Origin of the sequence: Klebsiella grimontii, assembly GCF_900200035.1 — a bacterium.
GTDB lineage: Bacteria > Pseudomonadota > Gammaproteobacteria > Enterobacterales > Enterobacteriaceae > Klebsiella > Klebsiella grimontii.
Genome location: NZ_FZTC01000012.1, coordinates 159,761 through 179,962 on the forward strand (window position 1 = coordinate 159,761; position 20,202 = coordinate 179,962).

The window sequence follows — 20,202 nt, forward strand, 5'->3', positions numbered from 1 at the left end:
AGCCGGGGAAACTCATCGTAGAGAAGGATGTGAATTATGCACAACACCCAACCGCAACATACCCCGCTGTGGCAGCGCTATCTGGCCACGAAAGCGCAATCTTCCGCGAAATACGCCCGCGATATCGCCGCCGAAATGGGGATTAGCGAAGCCGAACTGACCGAAGCCCGCCAGGGCTACGATGCCGTACGTCTGCAGGACGACGCCCGCGCCATTCTGACGGCGCTGGAAGCCGTGGGGGAAACCAAATGCATCTGCCGCAACGAATATGCGGTGCATGAGCAGGTCGGCGAATTTACCCATCAGCATCTGAGCGGCCACGCCGGGCTGGTGCTCAATCCGCGCGCCCTCGACCTGCGCCTGTTTCTCAGCCAGTGGGCCAGCGCTTTTCACCTGAGCGACAACGGTCGCCAGAGCATTCAGTTCTTCGATCCGCACGGCGACGCGCTGCTCAAGGTTTACACCACCGGAAATACCGACATGGCGGCCTGGGATGCGCTGATTGCCGCGCATACGCAGCAATCGCCTGCCCCGCTGGCGATTCGCCCGGCCGATCCGCTGAAATATGCCGATGCCGCCGACGGCGAGGCGCTGGAAAACGAATGGCGCGCCATGACCGACGTTCACCAGTTCTTCGGCCTGCTGAGAAAATATAACCTGTCGCGCCAGCAGGCTTTCCGCCTGGTCAGCGACGATCTCGCCTGCCGCATTGACACCCAGACGCTGCCGGGGCTGCTGGAAACCATCCGCCAGGATGGCAACGAGATCATGATCTTCGTTGGCAACCGCGGCTGCGTACAGATCTTCACCGGCGCGCTGGAAAAGGTCGCCCCGATGCGCGGCTGGCTGAATATCTTCAACGCCGCGTTTACCCTGCATCTGCGCGAGGAGAGCGTGGATGAGATCTGGGTGACCCGCAAACCGACCTCCGACGGCCACGTCACCAGCGTCGAGCTGTTCGCCAAAGACGGCACGCAGATCGCGCAGCTGTACGGCCAACGCAGCGAAGGCCACCCGGAGCAGGCGCAGTGGCGTGCGCAGGTCGATGGTTTGACCACCGAAGGGCTACTGGCATGAAGCGCTGGCTGATATTACTTGCGGCGTTTCCACTGTTGGCCAGCGCCGCCGCCGAGCGGATTGTGTCGCTCGGCGGCGACGTCACGGAGGTGATTTACGCCCTCGACGCCCAGCGGCAGCTGGTGGCGAAAGACAGCACCAGCACCTGGCCTGCCGCCGCGCAGAGCCTGCCGGATGTGGGCTATATCCGCCAGCTGAACGCCGAGGGGATCCTTTCCCTGCGCCCGACGCTGGTGCTGGCCAGCGCCCAGGCGCAGCCCTCGCTGGTGCTGAAAAAGGTTGAAGAGAATAAGGTTAAGGTGATCAACGTACCGGGCGGCTACGACCTGCCGGCAATCGAGGCAAAAATTGCCGTGATTGCCGACGCCCTTGGTAAGCAGAGCGAAGGTAACGCCCTACGCCAGAAGGTTCATCAGCAGATCGCGCAGATTCCTTCGCAGCCGGTGAACAAGCGGGTGCTGTTTATTCTCAGCCACGGCGGCATGAATACCATGGTGGCCGGGAAACAAACCGCGGCGGATGGCGCAATCAGGGCGGCCGGGCTGCAGAATGCCATGCAGAGCTTCGACCATTATCGCAGCATGTCGCAGGAGGGCGTTATCGCCAGTAAACCGGACCTGGTGGTGATCTCCGCCGATGGGCTGAAAGGCATGGGCGGCGAAGCCGGGCTCTGGAAGCTGCCGGGGCTGGCGCAGACGCCTGCGGGACGCCATAAGCAGGTACTTGTGATCGATGATATGGCCCTGCTCGGCTTTGGCCCGCGCACCCCGCAGGAAGTGCTCGCGCTGCGGCAAAAAGCGGAGCAGTTGCCCTGATGCGCTCCCACCCTGCCCGTCATCTGTGGTTAATGACGCTGCTGCTGATTGTCCTGACGCTGCTCGCCACGACCCTGGGCGCGATGCGCCTGCCGTTGACCAGCCTGCTGCCCGCCGGCGATGAGATCCTGAGGAACATCTGGCTGACCATTCGCCTGCCGCGAGTGCTGCTGGCGCTGCTGGTCGGCGCCGCGCTGGCGCTCTCCGGCTGCGTGATGCAGGGGCTGTTTCGCAACCCCCTCGCCGATCCGGGACTGTTAGGGATCAGCGGCGGCGCGGCGCTGGCGGTGGCCTGCTGGCTGGTGCTGCCCCTGTCGCTGCCGGCGCTCGTGGCGCTGTACGCGCCGATGCTGGCGGCGTTTATCGGCAGCACGGCGGTGATGGTGGTGATTTTTATCCTCAGCCGGGCGGGAGACGCCTCGCTGTCGCGCCTGCTGCTGGTCGGCATCGCCATTAACGCCCTCTGCGGCGCGCTGGTCGGGGTACTGGCGTGGATCAGCAACGATACTCAGCTGCGCCAGCTTTCGCTGTGGGGTATGGGTAGCCTCGGGCAGTCGGAATGGTCGACGCTGCTGGTGGCGGCCACGTTGATGATCCCGGCCTCCCTCGTGGTGTGGGCGATGGCTTCGCGGCTTAACCTGCTGCAACTGGGTGATGAAGAGGCGCACTATCTCGGCGTCAACGTTCGCGCCCTGCAGCGTCTACTTCTGCTGTGCAGCGCATTGCTGGTAGCGTCGGCGGTGGCCATCAGCGGCATTATCGGCTTTATCGGCCTGGTCGTGCCGCATTTGATGCGGATGTGGCTGGGGCCGGACCATCGCGGCCTGGTTCCCGGTTCGCTGCTGTGCGGCGCGATTCTACTGCTGCTGGCCGACACGCTGGCGCGCACCGTTGCCGCTCCCGCGGAGATGCCGGTCGGGCTGTTGACCAGCGTGCTTGGCGCGCCGTGGTTTCTGTGGCTGATTTTTCGTCAGGAGAAAGAGACGCATGGATAATCGCTATAGCGCGCGTTCGCTGACGCTGCGTCTGGGTCACCGGCAGATCGTTAACGATGTCTCGCTCCAGCTCCGCGGCGGCGAGATGGCGGCGCTGATTGGCCCCAACGGCGCCGGTAAGTCGACCCTGCTGCGCCTGTTGACCGGTTTTTTAACCCCCGACGCCGGCGAACGACTGGTGGAAGGCCGCCCGCTGGAAAGCTGGTCAGCAGAAGCGCTTTCCCGCCGCCGGGCGGTGATGCTACAGCGCACCCAGCTGCACGCCGACTGGCCGATCGAAACGGTTATCGCCATGGGCCGCTCGCCGTGGGGCGGCGCGCCAAACGAGGAGATAATCCGCCGGGTGATGAAGGAGACCGGCTGCGACCATCTGGCCGGGAGACGCTACCCTTCCCTCTCCGGCGGCGAACAGCAGCGGGTGCAGCTGGCCCGCTGTCTGGCGCAGCTGTGGCGCGATGGCGCGCCCGAGGGCTGGCTGTTTCTCGATGAGCCTACCTCGGCGCTGGATCTCTATTATCAGCAACATCTGCTGCGTCTGCTCAAACGCCTGACCCGCAGCAGCCGGCTGCACGTCTGCGTCGTACTGCACGACCTGAACCTCGCGGCGCTGTGGGCAGACCGGATTCTGCTGCTGCATCAGGGGAAACTGGTGGCGCAGGGCACGCCGCAGGAGGTGATTCAGCAGCCGATCGTCAGCCGCTGGTACGGCGCGGAGGTCAGCGTGGGCGAACATCCCGATACGTCCGTTCCGCAGGTCTATCTGGCGCCGTGAGTCGATGACATTATTTTGCCGGGCGGTGGCCTACCAAAACGTTACTTTCTGAACGGCGAAGCCGATATTGCTACCGGCTTCGCTGCGATTGCTAAATTAGAAGATCTGCCGATACAGCGTTTTAATCTCCTCCAGATTAGTGTCACGCGGGTTACCGCCGGTGCACACGTCCGCCAGCGCCGCCGCCGCAAGCGCGTCAATATCCTCTTCTTTCATACCGACATCGCGCAGACGCGCCGGGATATTGACGTCGCGATTCAGCTGCGCCACCGCCTCTATCGCCGCCTGACGCGCTTCGGCAATCGGCATCGTTGCCGCCGACTTGTTACCAAGCGCAACCGCGATGTCGCGATACTTCTCGCCGGTATATTCGGCGTTATAGGCCATGATATGCGGCAACAGCACCGCGTTAGCCACGCCGTGCGGCGTACCGTAAAATGCGCCCAGCGGGTGGGCCATACCGTGGACCAGCCCCAGACCAACGTTAGAGAAGCCCATCCCGGCAATATATTGCCCCAGCGCCATGCCTTCCGCACCCTGCGCGTCGCCCTGTACCGAAGCACGCAGCGAGCGGCCAATCACCTCAATGGCCTTCAGATGCAGCATATCGGTGAGTTCCCATGCGCCTTTGGTTATGTAACCTTCGATCGCATGGGTCAGCGCATCGACGCCGGTCGCCGCTTTCAGGCTGGCTGGCATGCTGGCCATCATTTCGGCGTCAATAATCGCCACCAGCGGGATATCGTGCGGGTCATAGCAAACAAATTTGCGGCGGTTCTGAACATCGGTAATCACGTAGTTGATGGTCACTTCCGCCGCCGTACCGGCGGTGGTTGGGATCGCGATCATCGGTACGGCGGCGTTTTTGGTATCGGCCCCGCCTTCGAGACTGCGAACGTCGGCGAACTCGGGGTTATTAATAATAATGCCTATCGCTTTACAGGTATCCTGCGGTGAACCGCCGCCGATGGCGATCAGGTAATCGGCGCCCGACTGCTTAAACGTCTCTACGCCCTGCTGCACAACCTCAATGGTGGGGTTCGGAACAACGTCATCAAAAATGCTGTAAGGCAGCCCGGCTCCGTCGAGAATAGCCAGGACTTTTGTCGCAACGTTAAAACGGATCAGATCCTTATCAGTGACCACCAGCGCTTTTTTGAAGCCGCGTTTTTTGACTTCATCGACAATACAGCTAATCGAGCCGGGGCCAAAATAAGAGGTTTCGTTTAAAATCATTCTGTAAGCCATGCGTGCTTCCCTCAATCTGAGTGTTTGATAACCATAATATTTAGCCCTACAGTAACGTGACTGACGTAGCCGTTTTATTATTTAATATCAAATAACGCCCTAATTGCCCTGCACGCAATCGCAGTTAATTAACCCATCGCACAGTTGTCATCAAGTTTGTCCAGCATACTGGACATCATCCGCAAATTTAATGAGATTGCTAAACCTCACCACAATATAAGCTGGCGAAGAACGTTAACTCACGGTAAATATTATTGAAGTTGATCACATTATTTTTCTTCTACCGCCAGTATTCGTTCGTATGGCAAAAAAGCCGTTTATGCCGGGACGAAAAATGAACAGGATAGCGTCGTACGGCCGAAGTCAATATTTCATGACCACACTCTGCGATTATTCTGCACATCCGTTGCTTACCCCTCAGCCTTATCCGTACGCTCCCGACGTACGCCGTCGCAGATTGCATACCGCAAATTTAACACCTAGTTAACAAAAAGGTCATTTACTCAACAAAAGCGGCTATCCCCGGTGCTGGCCACCGCTTAAAAACATCGCATAAGAATTATCTGTCATTATGGATAATTGCTTATCGCCCTACGGATAGCGCAAGGGATTTTTTAAGAGCTGGGAAATTTTCATTATTAAGAATATTCTCTGTTATTTGCGAGATATTAATTCTCAAAATTCATGAAAAATTAGAAAAAACGCCTAAGAGATCTATATTTATTGCAAACATCATAGCCTCTTGTTAGTATGACTATTAGTCAATATTTTTATTATAAAAATACCATTTATGATGCTTATTAACTTTTATTCTGTTCACCTGACCATACTTTTCCAACGGCAGTAGCAAATGTCTGACTTTATATATTGACATTTCGCACCTGTCCGCTAATTCCCGAGTAAGCAACCCCTCAGGTCCATGTTCTTTTAAAACATAAAGAATATACTCCTGCTCTGGCACGACGACCCCGGAGAATTTATTGATGCCCATTGAGCTCATCAATGAGCGCAAACTCTCAACTGCGGTTACAGAATTTTGATTTGAATGTGGGGTACAGGATGAAAATGAAATCTTCATGAGTCAGCTCCTTCTGTCATTCAGTACCCGGCAGTATGGATTGCCCCCACGAAAACGGCAACATTAGCTTTAAATTTCAACTTAAACAGTACATTTATCTGAAATTCACTTTTTTTTATGATAAAAACCCTGATATAAAGAGTGAATTTTTAATTCCGTGCGGAGATAAAAATGCGGTTCGATATAGAGGGATTTATTACATTTGATACTGAGGAAGCATCCCTGGTCAATCTGTTGACCGGTGATTGTATTGAACTCTCTGCGACTTCCACTCGCCTCCTAACCAATCTGTTACAATACCGAGGGGATATTATTTCTCGCGTTGATATTTTTCAGTCGGTGTTTGAAAAATATGGCGCCAGGCCCTCAAATAGCAATCTTAATCAATACATCTCAACGCTGCGGCGTAGTCTTGCCGATCTCGGCATTGAGAAAAATGTGATTATTACGGTACCGCGAATCGGCTTTAAGATTTCTGAGGAAGTCATTATCACCAGCGATAATGATTATTCATCCTCCTTCACTCTGCCGGTTCTTACCGCCGACCTTCCCCAGCGAAGTTTACTATGGCAGCACCGCAAAGCGGCCATTTTTTTTATCCTGCCGTTGATAGGTTTGCTGCTGCTTTTACCTTTTTTTATGTATAAAAAACAGCCTACTACGTTAGTTTTCACCCAGGATAAATGTACTATTTATGGCTCTGGCGCTCAGCGCGCGCGCGAAATCCTCAGCAATAAAAAGCTGTTCCCCTCTGGGCTTGATTGTTCGACGCCTAAGAAAATCTACCTTTTCAACCGACAATTAAATCAGCCACAAGGCTTAGGTATTTATATGGATATATTCATCCTCAAATGTGATATGAAGGACCAGCAGTGCCACAGTTACTACTATAAGGAAATAAAAAATGCGTAAATACGCTATAATATTCCTCGCCACTGCCCTGACGCTGGTAGTCGCTGCGTTCCTCTATATAGATATCCGCAGCCATGACACCTTTTCCTGTAAATCACAGTACGACCTCACAGAGGATATAAATGAGAATATTCTCCGCTCACAGGGTTTGCTATCCGCTCAGCTTGCTAATAACCGTCTTTTAATCAGTCTTGAGGGATTGCTCACCAGCAATGGCGATAAATACATTGTCTCCCGCACCATTGCTATCACATTAAAAAGAACCACTGCGACCAGTCATCTCTTTTATATCATTGATTCGCAAATCACTCGCCATCACGCTGACAATACGCCTGAAAATATCGCCCGGCAAAATCTCTTTGGCAACCAAAGTAATGATCGAATCATCTATATCAATCACGTTAATGATGATACTATTTTATTCGGTAATCAAACGTTCCCACAATATGGTTGCCAGCGTCAGAATACAATCATTGATTGAGATTCATCTCATTAATTTTAATTATGCTGATATCATGACGATACATTTACTACCGACCTTAGGCAGCATCGCGAATATCATTGATATGATTAACCCCCGGCTCAATCTGCACCATGTCAGAACGGCGTTTATCGCATCGCATCTGGCTAAGTTAGTCAATTTTTCTGCGGCCCAGCGGCGTAAAACCATTCTGGCGGCGCTCATCCATGATGTCGGAGGATTAAATGAAAAATCGCGTCTTGAACCGCTTAACTATATTGATAACGAACATAACCATCATGCGCTCATCGGCAGCGAATTACTTAGCCGCATTCCGCTGTTTCGTCCGCTCAACAAAATCGTTCGCTATCACCATACCCACTGGCGCAACGGTCTCGGGCATTATAGTGAAGGCGAGCGGGTGCCCGAAGAGAGCCATTTGTTATTCTTTGCGGACCGACTGGATGTTCTGTATTGCCAGCACCGTACCGAACATATCCCATTATTAAGCAAAAAGCTGGTCGACATCGCCGCCGCCGGCGCCCCCATTCTCTATAAGCAAGAGTATATTCAGGCCTTCCGAATCCTCTCCGCCGATGACCATTTCTGGTCGGTCATGGCGTCCACCGACTATCGCGATTACATTAAAGCGATCTCCGGCGTGCATAACGACACACTCTCTTTGCACAACCTTCGCGACATTGCCGAGCTGGTCTCTTTTATTATCGATCAGTTCAGCCAGCAGACGCCTTGGCACTCCGCGGCCGTCGGCCATATTGCCGGTTATCTGGCAACAAAAATGGAGATGAGCGCCACGCAAGCGCTAAAAGTAGAGATTGGCGGATTACTGCATAATATTTCCTGTCTGGATCACAGCCCGCCGCCAAAGCGCGTGGGTTTATCGGATAAAGCCCAGCGTTATTTTTATCCCATTGAAGGTATTGATGATATTTCTGAGTGGCTGGCCATGCAAAATGATCCCGCGTCGGCGCAATGGCATAATAAAACTCTGCAACCGGAAGCCATGCTTATCGCGGTAAGCCGACGGGTGGTCCATGCGCTCAATGGGCCAAAAGCGGAAGAGAAATCGCTGGCGCAGTTAATTAAAAATAATCCGGGGGAGGAAATTCCCCCGTTGATGCTGGCTCTGATTGCGCAATATTCTTCACAGATTATTCAGATCCACCGTGCTACCGCGGGCGAAATAAAAAAGTTAGTGAATCGCATTGCGCAACTCACTCACTCTGTTTAAAGGCTAACCCGGCCTGATCGCACGACTCAGGCGCTCAATCCGCCGTCCAGAACCAGGGTTTGCCCGGTCATATATTGACTCCCCTCACCGATTAAAAACGCCACCGCCTGCAGCACATCGTGGGTTTCGCCCAATCTGCGCAGCGGTATCGCCTGGCGCATCTCTTTTAATTTTTGCGCGGGTATCTCTTCGAGCATTTCCGTGCGAATCAGGCCCGGCGCCAGGCAGTTGACGCGAATGCCGAAGCGCCCAACCTCCAGCGCCAGCGAGCGCGCAATGCCGCTCATCGCCGCTTTACTCGCGGCATACGCCGTCTGGCCGACGTTGCCCTTTACCGCGCTGACCGACGACATCATCACGATGGAGCCGCGCCGCTGCATCAGCATCGCCGGCAGCAGCACCCGGTTCCAGTTAAGCATTGAAATCACATTGGTGTCCAAAACCTCGCGCCAGAGCGCGGCGTTCTGGCGAATATGCAGGCCGTCGCGAGCGATCCCGGCATTGTGGATAATCGCTTCCGGCGCCCCCCGCTCGGCCAGCAGCGTCTGCGCAAGCTGCGCCACCCGCGATTCGTCGTTGCCGTCGCAGGCGTATCCCCGCACTTGGTGGCTTGAATTTTCACACTCCGCCAGGGTGGCGTTCATCGCCTCCTCATCGCGTCCGGTAAATACCACGTTCCAGCTTTGCGCCAGGCCTGTGACCAGCGCCCGACCGATGCCGCGGCTGCCTCCGGTAATCAGTATCCATTTTTGTGCCATATCAGCTGCCTGACTCTTTACTGATGTGCTGGCAGAGTTCGCCAAGAGTTATCCCTGGATTGTGAATAAACCAGTCCGCTTCCAGGGTAATGTTGAATTCACGCTTTGCCAGCACCATCAGTTCGACGTAGTCGAGGCTGTCCAACTTCAGCCGAACCAGCGGCGTATTCTCCTCCACCTCATCGGGCTCAAGGTCTTTCGCGTCGCAAATCATTTCGCATACTTTTTGCAGAACATCATCATAGGCAATCATAAATTATCCTTAATTATCAATTGGTCATTGGGCCAACTTTGAGCGTGACCACATTGGTCATTATCAGGTTATCCAGCTGCGCCGCCGCCGCGATGCGCACCAGCGCGCCCTGCTCAACCTGGCCGACCACCAGCGAGGGCAGCAGCCAGAGCGATAGCGATTCGGGCCAGATCGGCGTCACTTTGCCCGCGAGATGAACATCAAACACCACCTCCTGGTGGGTTTGCAGCACCGGATAGCGGGTAAAAATTTGCTGCAACGAGGTTTCCCCCGCTCCGAGCAGAGTCGCGATATTCGCCTGGCGCAGCAGCGCGGGATCGCTAATAAGCTGGCGGAACAGCAGCGCGTCAAGAAACTGCCACTGCGCCAGGTCGGGCCAGGCGCTATTGAAATGGGATTGCAGCGCAAGCAGCGTCTTTGGTGCAAGTTCGCTGGGCTGTTTTCCCGTTAGCGATTCCGGCCCGGCGGCGAGGCTCATCTGGCATGACAAACAGACTTCATCATCCTGCGAGCTGCTGACCGACGCGGCGGACAAGACGCGATTTTTCGCGGCGCCGGGAGTGAGCAGCCAGTCGCTATCGCACCATAGCGGCCTGCGCAGGCGAACCACGCATTTCAGGTAGCGTTCAGAACCGGTGAGCGGGTTCGTCAGCCGCGACTGGACGTCGCGCTTCACGTCGAGCAGCGCGCGCATCCCGTGGACGCTCAGCCGGCCGTCGCCCATCGCGCGCGCTGCCGCGAGGTCGAAGTGAATGGGGTTATCGTCGCCGGAAAACGCCGCCCACTGCCGGGCGTCCGCAAGGGTATAGCGCAGCCGCTTCACCCGTGCTTCTCCAGTACCAGCGCGGCGTTCGCGCCGCCGAAACCAAAACTCAGATTTAGCGCCCGGCGGATCTCTCCCTGACGATGCCCTTCGGCGATATAGTCGAGATCGCACTGCGGGTCTGGCTGCGTCAGATGCGCCGTCGCCGGCATGATCCCCGCCGCCATCGCCTGCAGGCAAACAATGGTCTCGAAGCTCCCCGCGGCGGCGATCAGATGCCCGGAGTAGGCTTTGGTGCTGGAGACCGGGATGCGATACGCCTCGTCGCCCAGCGCCTTTTTCAGCGACCGCGTTTCGTTAATATCGTTGAGCGGCGTGGAGGTACCGTGGGCGTTGATATAGTCGAGGTCGGCGGGCTGGAGATCCGCGGCGCGCAGCGCCCAGCGGATAGTTTGCTCGCGGGCCACGCAGTCTTCGGCCGGGGAGGTAAAATCCACCGCGTCGGAAAAATTGGCGTAGCCGGTGACCTCCGCGAGGATTGTCGCGCCCCGCGCCAGGGCGCTCTCGCGCTCTTCCAGACACAGCACCGCTCCGCCCTCTGAAAGCACAAATCCGCTGCGCTGCAGGCTGAACGGGCAGCTGGCCCGCTCCGGCGATGACGTTTCCCGGCTCAGCGCGCCAAGCACATCGATATTCCAGATAGCGCAAACGCTGTTTAACGACTCCCCGGCGCCGGCGAGCATCATGCTGGCGCGGCCAAAGCGAATCGCATCATAGGCTTCGCCAATGGCGATAGTGCCGGTGGCGCAGGCGGCGACCGGAGTGTTCTGGTAGCCGCGCAGATTCCACAGCTGGCTACAGGCCGCGGTGGTCACGTTCGGCATCGAAAAGAAGCAGCTGAAGGGCGAAGAGACGCCCGTTTTCTCAAATTCCGGTACCGCCAGATAGCTTTCATCCAACCCTGCCCAACCGGAGCCGATGATGGCGCCACACCTCAGCGGGTCATGAGAATCGCTGGGTGGTTCACCAGCAAAGGCCATCGCCACCGCCTCCCGCGCGGCGGCCAGCGCCAGGCGAGCGTGACGCGGCAGACGCCGACGAATGGCGGCGGGAACCCCCTTGAGGCTGGGTTCATTCTCCACCTGACCGATAAAATGGGTGTGGATGCCGTTAGCGGAGAGATCCACATAGCGGTAACCGCGTCGATAATCCATAATCGCCTGCCAGCTTTCGGCAGCGCTATCGCCAAGGGGAGTCACCGCGCCATAGCCGGTTATCACCACGCGATAAGGGGGTTTACTGTGACTCATTCTGGGAAGTCCTCTGTTGCGGGTTATTGCCTCCCTGCGCCAGCCAAAGCTGCAAAGTGGCATAAAGATAGTCGTACTGGTTCTGCGCCAGGCTGTTCTGTACGTCGAGCAGCGCGTCCTGCGCGTTCAGCAGGGTCTGGTAGTCCACCGCGCCCGCCTGATAGCGGCTTTCGGTGAGCGCCAGGCGCTGCTCGCCCAGCAGCAGCGATTGCAGCAGGCGTTCGCGCTGCTCATCGGCGTTAAGCCGCTTCTCCATTGCGTTGTCCACCTCCGACAGCGCGGTATAGGCGGTGCGGCGAAAGTTAACCGCCTCCTGCTGCACCTTCACGCTGGCCTGCTCCACGGTGAGCTGTACCGTGTTCCACTGGATAAAGGGCGCGGAAACGCTGCTGCCCACGGTGCGCAGCGGGTCGTTAAACCACTGGTGAAAGAGCTGGCTCCCGGCGCTCAGCGTTCCCTGCAGCGACAGCGTGGGATAGAAGCTCAGCCGCGCTGCATCGGAACCCGCCAGCGCCGCGCGCAGCCGCGATTCCGCCGCCTGCAGGTCCGGCCGGCTGGCGAGCGCGGCCAGCGGCGTGGCGCTGGCAATGGCGATATGCTGACGCACATCCAGCGCGGCAGATTCATCGGTGTGCTGAGCTGGCGGTCTGTTGAGCAGCAGCGCCAGCGCGTTGCGGGAGATAGCCCGCTGCTGCTTGAGGCTCAGCAGCTGATTCTGACGGCTGATGACCGTCTGCCGCGCCTGCAGCACATCGAGCAGGCCCACTTTCCCCGCTCGCTGCCAGGACTCAATCTGCGCCAGCGTCTGCCTGGCGATATCGAGACTCGTTGCCTGGTAAGCCATTTGCTGATTCAACAGCGCAATGTTCCAGTAGAGCTGCGCGGTGGTATCAATCGTCGACAGGAGCGTAGCCCGGTAATCCTGTTCGCTGGCTACCGCCTCCCATTCGCTCTGTTCGCGGATCCGCGCCAGCTTGCCCCACAGATCCAGCTCATAGCTCAGGGACAGTGAGGCGCTGTAGCTCTCCTGCGACCCGCCGCTGTTTAGCGGTTTTGAGTTATTGCCGGTGCCGCTCAGGGTCGCGTCGGGGCTGATATTGGTCTGGGTTAATCCGGCGGCAAGGCGCGCCTGTTTAAGCGTTAAGGCGGCAGCGGCCAGATCGTTGTTGCTTTCCAGCACCTGTCCCACCACCCGCGACAGGCGTTGGTCGCCGAAACGATCCCACCAGCGCGGCGCGTTCTCCGGCGCGAGCGCGTTGCTTTGCCCCTCCGTTCGCTGCCAGCTTTCCGGCACCGACAGCAGCGGGCGCTGATAGTCGCTGCGGGTCAAATTGCCGCAGCCCGTTAGCAATACAATGAATGGTAATAAAGTCAGCGGTCTCATTCGCGGGCCAGCGCCTCCGTCGGGTTTAGCCGCGCCGCACGACGCGCCGGGAAATAGCCAAACGTCAGGCCAATCAGGGCGGAAAAGCCGCAGGCCATCGCTACCGGCAGCCAGGTGAAGACCATAGAAAACTCCTGCGTCAACAGGGCGAACAGGTTACCGGCGGCCCAGGATCCTAAAACGCCCGTTAGTCCGCCGAGGGCGCAGATCATCACCGCCTCAATTAAGAACTGATGCATGATGTCCGAGGGGCGCGCGCCGACCGAAAGCCGGATGCCAATCTCATGGGTACGTTCGGTTACCGAAACCAGCATGATGTTCATCACCCCGACGCCGCCGACCAGCAATGAAATAGCGGCAATCGCGGTGATCAGCAGCGACATGGAGTCGGAGGTTTTTTGCAGCGCTTTGGCCAGCTGCTCATCGGTCTGGACAAAGAAATCTTTTTTGCCGTGCTCGCGGATAAGGTGCCTTTCCGCACGGCGCGCCGCGTCCTGCGGCGACAGCGTTTCCTGAAAGCGCAGCGTCAGCGCCTCCAGCGGCTTATCGCCGGAAATCCGCTGCAGTAGCGAGGTATAGGGGATCCACGCCGACATAAATCCGCTGACCACCTTCGGCCCGGGCTTGCTGGCAATGCCGATTACCCGCCACGGCGCGCCGGCGATTTGCACAATTTTGCCTAGCGGATCTTCATTGCCGGGAAACAGCGTCTCCCTGCTGGTTTCATCCAGTACCAGCACCGGTTCGCGATCCTCGACATCGCGGTGGGTAAAACCGTTGCCCTGAATAAAACGCATCCCCTGCAGTGAGAAGTACTCAGCGGAAACGCCGGAGAGAATTATCGAGGAATCAAAGCCCTGACGTACCGCGGTGGTCATGCTGGAAACAATCGGCGATACCCCCTGTACCCAGGGCTGCCTGCCGAGGCTGGCGATATCATCCAGCGACAGCGCCCGCTCCATATCCGGACGCTTGCTGCCCCAGCCGGTACCCGGGCGGATTTCCAACGTGGTATTACCGAGCTTACCAATCTCGTTCATGATGCTCTGCCGGGCGCCTTCCCCCACCGCCATTGAAGAAACCACGGACGAGATACCGATGATGATCCCCAGCATCGAAAGAAAGGCGCGCATCCGATGTCCCAGCAGTGAGCGCCAGGCCATGCGCACCGACTCGCCGATACTGCGCGATAGCGAAGCCCGGCCGTTATCCTCTACCGCGGGCAGCCGCTGGACGTCACGATTATCCCGCGCGCTATAGGCGTGGTCGGCGACTACCTGCCCATCGCTGATCTCGACGATCCGCTGCGCCTGCTGCGCCACCTCGCGATCGTGGGTCACGATGATCACCGTGTGCCCGTCGGCGTTCAGCTGGTGCAGAACGTCCATCAGCGCCCGGCCGCTGACGCTATCCAGCGCTCCGGTGGGTTCATCGGCGAGAATAATTTGCGCGCCGTTGATCAGCGCTCGACAGACGCTGACCCGCTGCTGCTGGCCGCCGGAAAGCTGCGCGGGTTTATGCTGTAAGCGCCCATCAATGCCCAACTTTTCTGCCAGCAGCGCAATGCGCGCCTGGCGTTCAGCGGCGGGCATCGCGGTATAGAGCGCGGGGATGGCAATATTCTCTTCCGCGGTCAAATAAGGCATCAGGTGGTAGCGCTGAAAAATAAACCCCAGCCAGCGGCTGCGTAGCTCCGCCAGCGACGCGCTATCAGCCTGATGAATGGCGATGTCGTTGATATACACCTCGCCGCTGCTGGGCTTATCCAGACAGCCGATAATGTTCATCAGCGTCGATTTACCCGAGCCGGAAGCGCCCATAATCGCCACCATCTCGCCGGGCATAATGGTCAGGGAGACGGATTTCAGCACCGGAATAATCTGCGTCCCGGCGGTAAAATGACGCGTGACGTTGTGCAGCACGATCAGCGGCTCAGCCATCAGACAGACCCCGCGTCCTGGGGGATCACCACCCGCTCGCCGGGCCGCAATCCTTCCAGCACCTGCGCATACTGACGATCGTTAATCCCGATGCGGACGGTACGCTCCTCGCTGCCGCTCGCCGTTTGTACCATCACAATGTAACGCTCATCGCCGAGCGAACGTCCCAGCGCGGCGACCGGCACGCGCAGCACGTCTTTTACCTGCGCGATGCGGATAAACACCTGAGCGGTCATCGAGGTTTTCAGCAATCGCTGGCGGTTATCCACTTCAAAGGTGCCGTTATAGTAAATGGCGCTACTCTGCTGATTACCGGCAGAAGCGCCGGCGTTTTGCTCTTCCAGCGCCTCCTGCGGCGCGGGCTGGACATAGCCAAGCTCCCCTTCGTAACGCGTCTGCGGATCGGCAATAACGTAAAACCACAGCGGCTGTCCCGGATGGATTTTCTGGATATCGGCTTCGGAAATGCGGGTCTGGACCTGCATTTTATCGAGATCGGCGAGCACCAGAATGGTCGGCGCGATTTGCGAGGAGACGATGGTTTGCCCTTCACGGGTGACGATGCCCAGCACTTCGCCATCCATGGGCGCGAGAATGCGGGTATAGCCGAGGTTGGCGTTGGCGGACTGCACACTCATTTCCGCCTGCACTATCTGCGCCTCATTGACCGCTATCTGCTGAACCTGTGCGGCATACTGCGCCTGGGCCTGCTCAAGATCGCTGCTCACCCCTGAGCCATCGCGATTCATCGCCCGCTCGCGCGCCAACGCTTTGCGGTACTGCACCAGCGTGGCCTCGGAGGCCAGCTTTTGCGCTCTGGCGCTGGCCAGCTGCGCGGTGGCGTTGCGTAAGTCGGAAAGCTGCAGCGTCGGGTCGATTTCGGCGAGCAGCTGCCCTTTGCGCACCCGCTCACCCTGACGTACGTATAACTTGCGTAGCTGGCCGCTGACCTGCGCGCCGACGCTCACCTGGACGGCAGGTTTAATAATCCCGCTCGCCAGCACCACTTTTTCGATATCCCCCCGTTCGAGCGCAACGGCGTAGAGCGACTCGGCCTGGGCCGGAAGCGCGCGCGGGTAAAAAACGGCGGCGATAGTGGCCAGGATCGCGACTAGCGCAAGTAGCCACGCTTTACGGCGGCGTAAAAATTGTCGCCTCATTGGCCCAGCGCTCCTTGGGCGATATCGCGCAGCTCGCCTTCATCCAGACGATATACCCGCGTGAAGTGATGCAGAATGGGCGCACTGTGGGTCACCACGATCAGCGTTTTGCCTTGTTCGCGACAGTGCTGGCACAGCGCGGCGATCACCGTTTCCGCGGTTTCGTCATCAAGATTGGCAGTCGGTTCATCGCAGAGCAAAATAGGCCGGTTACTGTAGAGCGCCCGCGCCAGCATCAGCCGCTGACGCTGGCCTAACGAGAGCGCCGAATGGCTCTCGCGGATCAGCGCTTCCATCCCTCCCGGCAGCGCCTGAACCACCGGCCCCAGCGCCATTTTATCGACCAACGCCTCTACTCGCCCACGATCGCTGTCGCTATACCACGGATCAAACAGGGTGATGTTTTGCAGCACCGAGGCGTTAAACAGGATGTCTTCCTGGCTCTGCAGCCACACCTGCGAGGCCAGCTGTCGGGCGGTCGCCTCTTCGCCGTCCAGCAGAATGCGCCCATGCTGTGCGGAAAAAAGCCCGGCCATCAGCCGTAGCAGGGTACTTTTTCCGGCGCCGGAATCGCCGACAATCGCCACCCGATCGCCGGGTTCCAGCCGGAGATCAACGTCATTCAGCACCGGGCTTTGCGGAGCATAATGAAAGCTCACCGCCTCAAACGCCAGCTGTGGAACCGCCTCCCCACGCAGCGGAGATAACTGAGGAGTCGCAGGTTCCTCACGGGTAAACAGGCCCTGCGCGCGGGTATCAATCACGTGCAGCTGCGATTTACGGATCACGGCATAGAATATCCGCGTGACGTAGGAGGTAAAAATCTGCCGTAAAAAGCTATAGGCAAAAAAGTCGCCCAGCGAGATAAGCTTTGCGCTCACCAGCGGCAGCACCACCAGCATAAAGACCACCATCTCGAGGCTGCCGGTGAGCTGATACAGACCTTCTTTTACCTGCTGGTAAACTTTCTGCCGCTGAAGGCAGGTGAAAAGGTCGTGTGACAAACGGGCAAACTGCGCTTTACGCTGCGTTTCCAGCCCGGCGGTTTTAATGGTTAATACCCCCTGAAGGGTTTCCATGAAAAAGTCATTCAGCGTCGCGCTTTTTAGCTGCAGCTGCTGCGTATACCAGCGGTCGCGGAAGATGGCCCAGACGCTAATCAGCCCCATCGCCACAATGCCCACGGCGGAAATCAGCGCCAGCACCGGTGAGATCCAGAACATAATGCCGATAGCGATAACGCAGATGATCCAGTCCGAGCGGAGGCCGTTATCAAGCTCGATTTTTTGCAGCATCCCGCCCTGCCAGGCGATAAAGCGGCTGAACACATCCCCCGGCGCGCGTTTTTCAAAAAAACGCAGCGGATTATTCAGCAAGCGGGAAAAACCGATATCGCTCTTCAGCAGCACAAAGCGGCGGATAAAACGCTCGCTAATGACCCTCACGCCCAGCGCCAACAGCGTGGAAATGACAAAAGCGAGGATGAACCACAAATAGGGAAACGACGTATTCTGAACGTCAGAGAAAGCCTGATTGATCGCCCGGCTGACCATCGTCGGCATTAAAAACAGCGTGAGCGACACCAGGAAGGTCAAGAGCATCAGTTTATAAATGCCCGGCACCGCCGCGGTCTCCTTCAGGCTCATCGCCCGCGGCATCTCCTGCTGTGCGCCGGTAATAACAGGCGCCTGCTGGTCAATAACGCCGGGAGACTCTTCAAGGATCAGCGCGTAGCCGCTAATCTCTTTTTTCAACGCCGAGAAAGGCAGCCACTGCTGGCCAATCGCCGGATTCATCACGCAGACGTAATCCCCTTTGCGCCAGGCCAGCAGGACATAGTGGCTGGCGCCGTAGTGCAGAATGGACGGAAACGGCAGCGCATGGAGTTCTTCGTGATCGAACAGCACCGGCGCGGTGGCGATGCCAATCTGTTGCAGAATAAGAGATAAGTCGCTTAACGAAGTCCCGTGATCGGATGCCGGGAAAATTTCCCGCAATGCCGGAAGAGAACACTGAATATTCTGGGTTTGCGCCAGCATCGCAATACAGGAAAGGCCACACTCATTGGTCTCTTCCTGGAAAACCATATCAGGGATAATCTTTTTCATTATTATGCGTCAGTGATTAATAAAGTAGAGCGAATGGCTATGCCATAAAAGCCAATCCTGCGGATAATCACGCAGGGTGTTTTCAATCATCGACGGCAGATTCGCCGCGACCTCTTTTGGCGTCAGTGGGGAATAGATTTTTATTTTGATCCCCTGCTGGTAATAGAGGTGATAAAAAACCACCTTTGCCGAGACAATGCGGGAAAAACGCTGTACGCCGCTATGTAATTTCGCCGGGCGGCCAAATAGCCGACAGCTTATTTTCCCGGACTGCGCCTCATGGGTCTGCACGGTATAGTCGGCAGGAATATCGGGGAAAATAATCATATTTTCCCGCCCTTCCGAGACGTTGCTCATTAGCGCCATCAGCTCGCTGGCAAGCGACGTATTATCCTGATGGATGGAGCAATAAGAGAGCGCGACGCCGCCCATTTTGCGGCTGGCGACGGTATAGCTTTCCGCGCTGGAAGAGACCACCACGCTGGCTTTACCCGGCGTTACCCTCGCTCCAACCATCGCTGCAAGGATATCCGACACGCAGTGCAGCGGTGCGAGAACAACCGGCGTTCTCTGCGCCGCCAGCGGAGCGACTACGGCATCAAGCGCTCGCGTGCACGCCTGCATCTGGGCCAAAGTGGCCGGATGCTGTCCCCAGGTCGCACCCATCTCCAGCAGCTGGCGGCGCATGGCTATCCATGCGGCGTCAATTCGCCCATCGGCGCCCGTCAGGCAGCGGTAGTTTTGCGTCGCCACGGCGGTGCGTCCGCGATATTGTCGCCCCAACAGCCGCAGCCGGCACAACGCCCGAGCCGCCGCCAACAGCAGCGGCATAGGGGTAAAACGCATAATCCCACGCACCGCCTTTTGACCGTAGCCAGTAAACGGGCGACTGCGCCAGCTCAGCTGCGCGGACCATTTTCTTACGCTGAAGACGCTCCAGACAATCAGAAAGCGCGTCACGCTTACTCCTTGTCCTGAGTTAACAGCTGGCGCATATAGTCAGCAAATTCAGGAAACTGGCGATCTTTCGCCACCACGTATTTTTTATTCACAATAAATAGCGGCGTGGCGTTTATGTCATAGAGTTCGGTAATTTTCGCCATATATTCAAGGCGTTCAGTAACGGCTTTGCTTTGGCGTACCTGATGGTATTTTTCGACATCAATATTGTTCTTTTTCAGCCAGCCGTTGAGCGCTTCATCGTCGGCTAAATTGATACCGCGGGTCATTACCGCGTTAAAAGCCTGGTCGCGCATCTGGCGCTCAAGCCCCATGACTTCGAGGGTGGCAAAAACCGGCGCATAAATTGCCAGACCGTTTCTTTCGGCGGTGATATGGATAACTTCAAAGGTACTCTCCGCAGGCAATGTGCCGGCGAATTTCTCGATATCTTCCTCGTTCGACGCGCAGTAGTGACAGCCGTAGGACATCACTTCAATAATGCTGCTGTCATGTTTTATTGGGCTACTGGCAACGATTGCGCTGTCAATTTCCCGCAGGGCCGAAGGCTCGCTGCTGTTCGATGCAAACGTATTAAATACAAAAACGTGATAGCACAGCACGGTAATCAGCGACGAAATTAACGCCACCAGAAACGTATAGCCAACAGCGGTAATAGGTTTTATCTTCATTTGATACCAGGCTCGCGAATATGGCGGAGAAATATATGGAGGGTTTCCCCTCCATATACCACAACAGAAATTACTGACGGATGCGATTCGGCACGACGCACATACCGTCGGACGCATCTTTCATGGTCACGGTTGAGTTGCCGTGCTTATCCGTACAGGTAGTCACTTGTTTACAGGTTGAAACACCGCCCACCACCACGGTCTCGTAAGAGCTGGTGCAAGTTTCCTTGCAAGTTCCGCCAATAATAGCTGATGCTTCAATCATACTTAATTTTTGCATTTGTTA

The 20,202-nt window shown here is 57.1% G+C and carries 20 protein-coding genes; 7 read left to right on the forward strand and 13 right to left on the reverse strand.

Features of this window, described 5'->3' with window-relative positions; translation table 11 throughout:
• Positions 1-36 precede the first annotated feature (36 nt).
• From KOSB73_RS05095 to KOSB73_RS05110, 4 genes are read left to right on the forward strand one after another with little or no spacing between them, the layout of a single operon-like run.
• Positions 37-1,077: a hemin-degrading factor gene (locus KOSB73_RS05095; RefSeq protein ID WP_024358463.1), complete on the forward strand. Its 1,041-nt coding sequence runs from the start codon at positions 37-39 to the stop codon at positions 1,075-1,077.
• Positions 1,074-1,892 carry a heme/hemin ABC transporter substrate-binding protein gene (locus tag KOSB73_RS05100; RefSeq protein ID WP_049088670.1) on the forward strand — a complete coding sequence of 273 codons (819 nt, stop codon included), beginning with the start codon at positions 1,074-1,076 and terminating at the stop codon, positions 1,890-1,892. Before KOSB73_RS05095 ends, KOSB73_RS05100 begins: the two co-directional genes overlap by 4 nt.
• Entirely contained in the window at positions 1,892-2,887 is a 996-nt protein-coding gene (locus KOSB73_RS05105) for a FecCD family ABC transporter permease (RefSeq protein ID WP_098140288.1), read from the forward strand. Before KOSB73_RS05100 ends, KOSB73_RS05105 begins: the two co-directional genes overlap by 1 nt.
• A complete protein-coding gene (locus tag KOSB73_RS05110; protein ID WP_024358466.1) occupies positions 2,880-3,659 on the forward strand; it encodes a heme ABC transporter ATP-binding protein in 780 nt (259 codons plus the stop codon). The genes KOSB73_RS05105 and KOSB73_RS05110 overlap by 8 nt, the downstream gene beginning before the upstream one ends.
• 96 nt (positions 3,660-3,755) lie before the next feature.
• Here the strand turns inward: KOSB73_RS05110 and fucO are convergent, their stop codons facing one another.
• Together fucO and KOSB73_RS05120 are read right to left on the reverse strand one after the other, a co-directional pair.
• A complete protein-coding gene (gene fucO / locus KOSB73_RS05115; RefSeq protein ID WP_004137392.1) occupies positions 3,756-4,907 on the reverse strand; it encodes a lactaldehyde reductase in 1,152 nt (383 codons plus the stop codon).
• 757 nt (positions 4,908-5,664) lie between these two features.
• Complete coding sequence (locus KOSB73_RS05120) at positions 5,665-5,985, reverse strand: FaeA/PapI family transcriptional regulator (protein ID WP_004137390.1); 321 nt, start codon at positions 5,983-5,985, stop codon at positions 5,665-5,667.
• Positions 5,986-6,156: 171 nt separating this feature from the next.
• Here KOSB73_RS05120 and KOSB73_RS05125 point away from each other — a divergent pair, with 171 nt between their 5' ends.
• The 3 genes from KOSB73_RS05125 to KOSB73_RS05135 are packed head-to-tail and all read left to right on the forward strand — an operon-like array spanning position 6,157 to position 8,609.
• Entirely contained in the window at positions 6,157-6,897 is a 741-nt protein-coding gene (locus KOSB73_RS05125; RefSeq protein ID WP_098140289.1) for a winged helix-turn-helix domain-containing protein, read from the forward strand.
• Positions 6,890-7,378, forward strand: coding sequence for a FidL-like protein (locus KOSB73_RS05130; protein ID WP_004137386.1), 489 nt, complete (start codon positions 6,890-6,892; stop codon positions 7,376-7,378). Before KOSB73_RS05125 ends, KOSB73_RS05130 begins: the two co-directional genes overlap by 8 nt.
• Entirely contained in the window at positions 7,344-8,609 is a 1,266-nt protein-coding gene (locus tag KOSB73_RS05135; protein ID WP_082237713.1) for an HD domain-containing protein, read from the forward strand. The genes KOSB73_RS05130 and KOSB73_RS05135 overlap by 35 nt, the downstream gene beginning before the upstream one ends.
• Before the next feature lie 26 nt (positions 8,610-8,635).
• On the opposite strand, the gene KOSB73_RS05140 is transcribed toward KOSB73_RS05135, so the two are convergent.
• The 11 genes from KOSB73_RS05140 to KOSB73_RS05190 all read right to left on the reverse strand — a co-directional run bounded on the left by KOSB73_RS05140 (position 8,636) and on the right by KOSB73_RS05190 (position 20,196).
• Positions 8,636-9,367 (reverse strand): SDR family NAD(P)-dependent oxidoreductase, encoded by a 732-nt coding sequence (locus KOSB73_RS05140; protein ID WP_098140290.1) that lies wholly within the window; start codon positions 9,365-9,367, stop codon positions 8,636-8,638.
• A 1-nt stretch (position 9,368) separates the two neighbouring features.
• Entirely contained in the window at positions 9,369-9,620 is a 252-nt protein-coding gene (locus KOSB73_RS05145) for an acyl carrier protein (RefSeq protein ID WP_004137379.1), read from the reverse strand.
• A gap of 16 nt (positions 9,621-9,636) precedes the next feature.
• A complete protein-coding gene (locus KOSB73_RS05150) occupies positions 9,637-10,443 on the reverse strand; it encodes a MaoC family dehydratase (RefSeq protein ID WP_098140291.1) in 807 nt (268 codons plus the stop codon).
• Positions 10,440-11,693 carry a beta-ketoacyl-[acyl-carrier-protein] synthase family protein gene (locus KOSB73_RS05155; RefSeq protein WP_064343137.1) on the reverse strand — a complete coding sequence of 418 codons (1,254 nt, stop codon included), beginning with the start codon at positions 11,691-11,693 and terminating at the stop codon, positions 10,440-10,442. The genes KOSB73_RS05150 and KOSB73_RS05155 overlap by 4 nt, the downstream gene beginning before the upstream one ends.
• Entirely contained in the window at positions 11,680-13,077 is a 1,398-nt protein-coding gene (locus tag KOSB73_RS05160) for a TolC family protein (RefSeq protein ID WP_098140292.1), read from the reverse strand. Before KOSB73_RS05160 ends, KOSB73_RS05155 begins: the two co-directional genes overlap by 14 nt.
• A complete protein-coding gene (locus KOSB73_RS05165; protein ID WP_024358474.1) occupies positions 13,074-15,017 on the reverse strand; it encodes a MacB family efflux pump subunit in 1,944 nt (647 codons plus the stop codon). The genes KOSB73_RS05160 and KOSB73_RS05165 overlap by 4 nt, the downstream gene beginning before the upstream one ends.
• Entirely contained in the window at positions 15,017-16,177 is a 1,161-nt protein-coding gene (locus tag KOSB73_RS05170; RefSeq protein WP_024358475.1) for an efflux RND transporter periplasmic adaptor subunit, read from the reverse strand. The genes KOSB73_RS05165 and KOSB73_RS05170 overlap by 1 nt, the downstream gene beginning before the upstream one ends.
• Positions 16,174-18,285 carry a peptidase domain-containing ABC transporter gene (locus KOSB73_RS05175; RefSeq protein ID WP_004137372.1) on the reverse strand — a complete coding sequence of 704 codons (2,112 nt, stop codon included), beginning with the start codon at positions 18,283-18,285 and terminating at the stop codon, positions 16,174-16,176. The genes KOSB73_RS05170 and KOSB73_RS05175 overlap by 4 nt, the downstream gene beginning before the upstream one ends.
• Before the next feature lie 9 nt (positions 18,286-18,294).
• The gene (locus tag KOSB73_RS05180; RefSeq protein WP_024358476.1) at positions 18,295-19,245 is read right to left on the reverse strand and encodes a lysophospholipid acyltransferase family protein; all 951 of its coding nucleotides are present in this window, start codon (positions 19,243-19,245) and stop codon (positions 18,295-18,297) included.
• Between the two features lie 2 nt (positions 19,246-19,247).
• On the reverse strand, positions 19,248-19,916 hold the full coding sequence (locus KOSB73_RS05185; RefSeq protein WP_024358477.1) for a DsbA family protein: 669 nt from the start codon (positions 19,914-19,916) through the stop codon (positions 19,248-19,250).
• Positions 19,917-19,986: 70 nt separating this feature from the next.
• On the reverse strand, positions 19,987-20,196 hold the full coding sequence (locus KOSB73_RS05190; RefSeq protein WP_024358478.1) for a DUF4762 family protein: 210 nt from the start codon (positions 20,194-20,196) through the stop codon (positions 19,987-19,989).
• Positions 20,197-20,202: the final 6 nt, after the last annotated feature.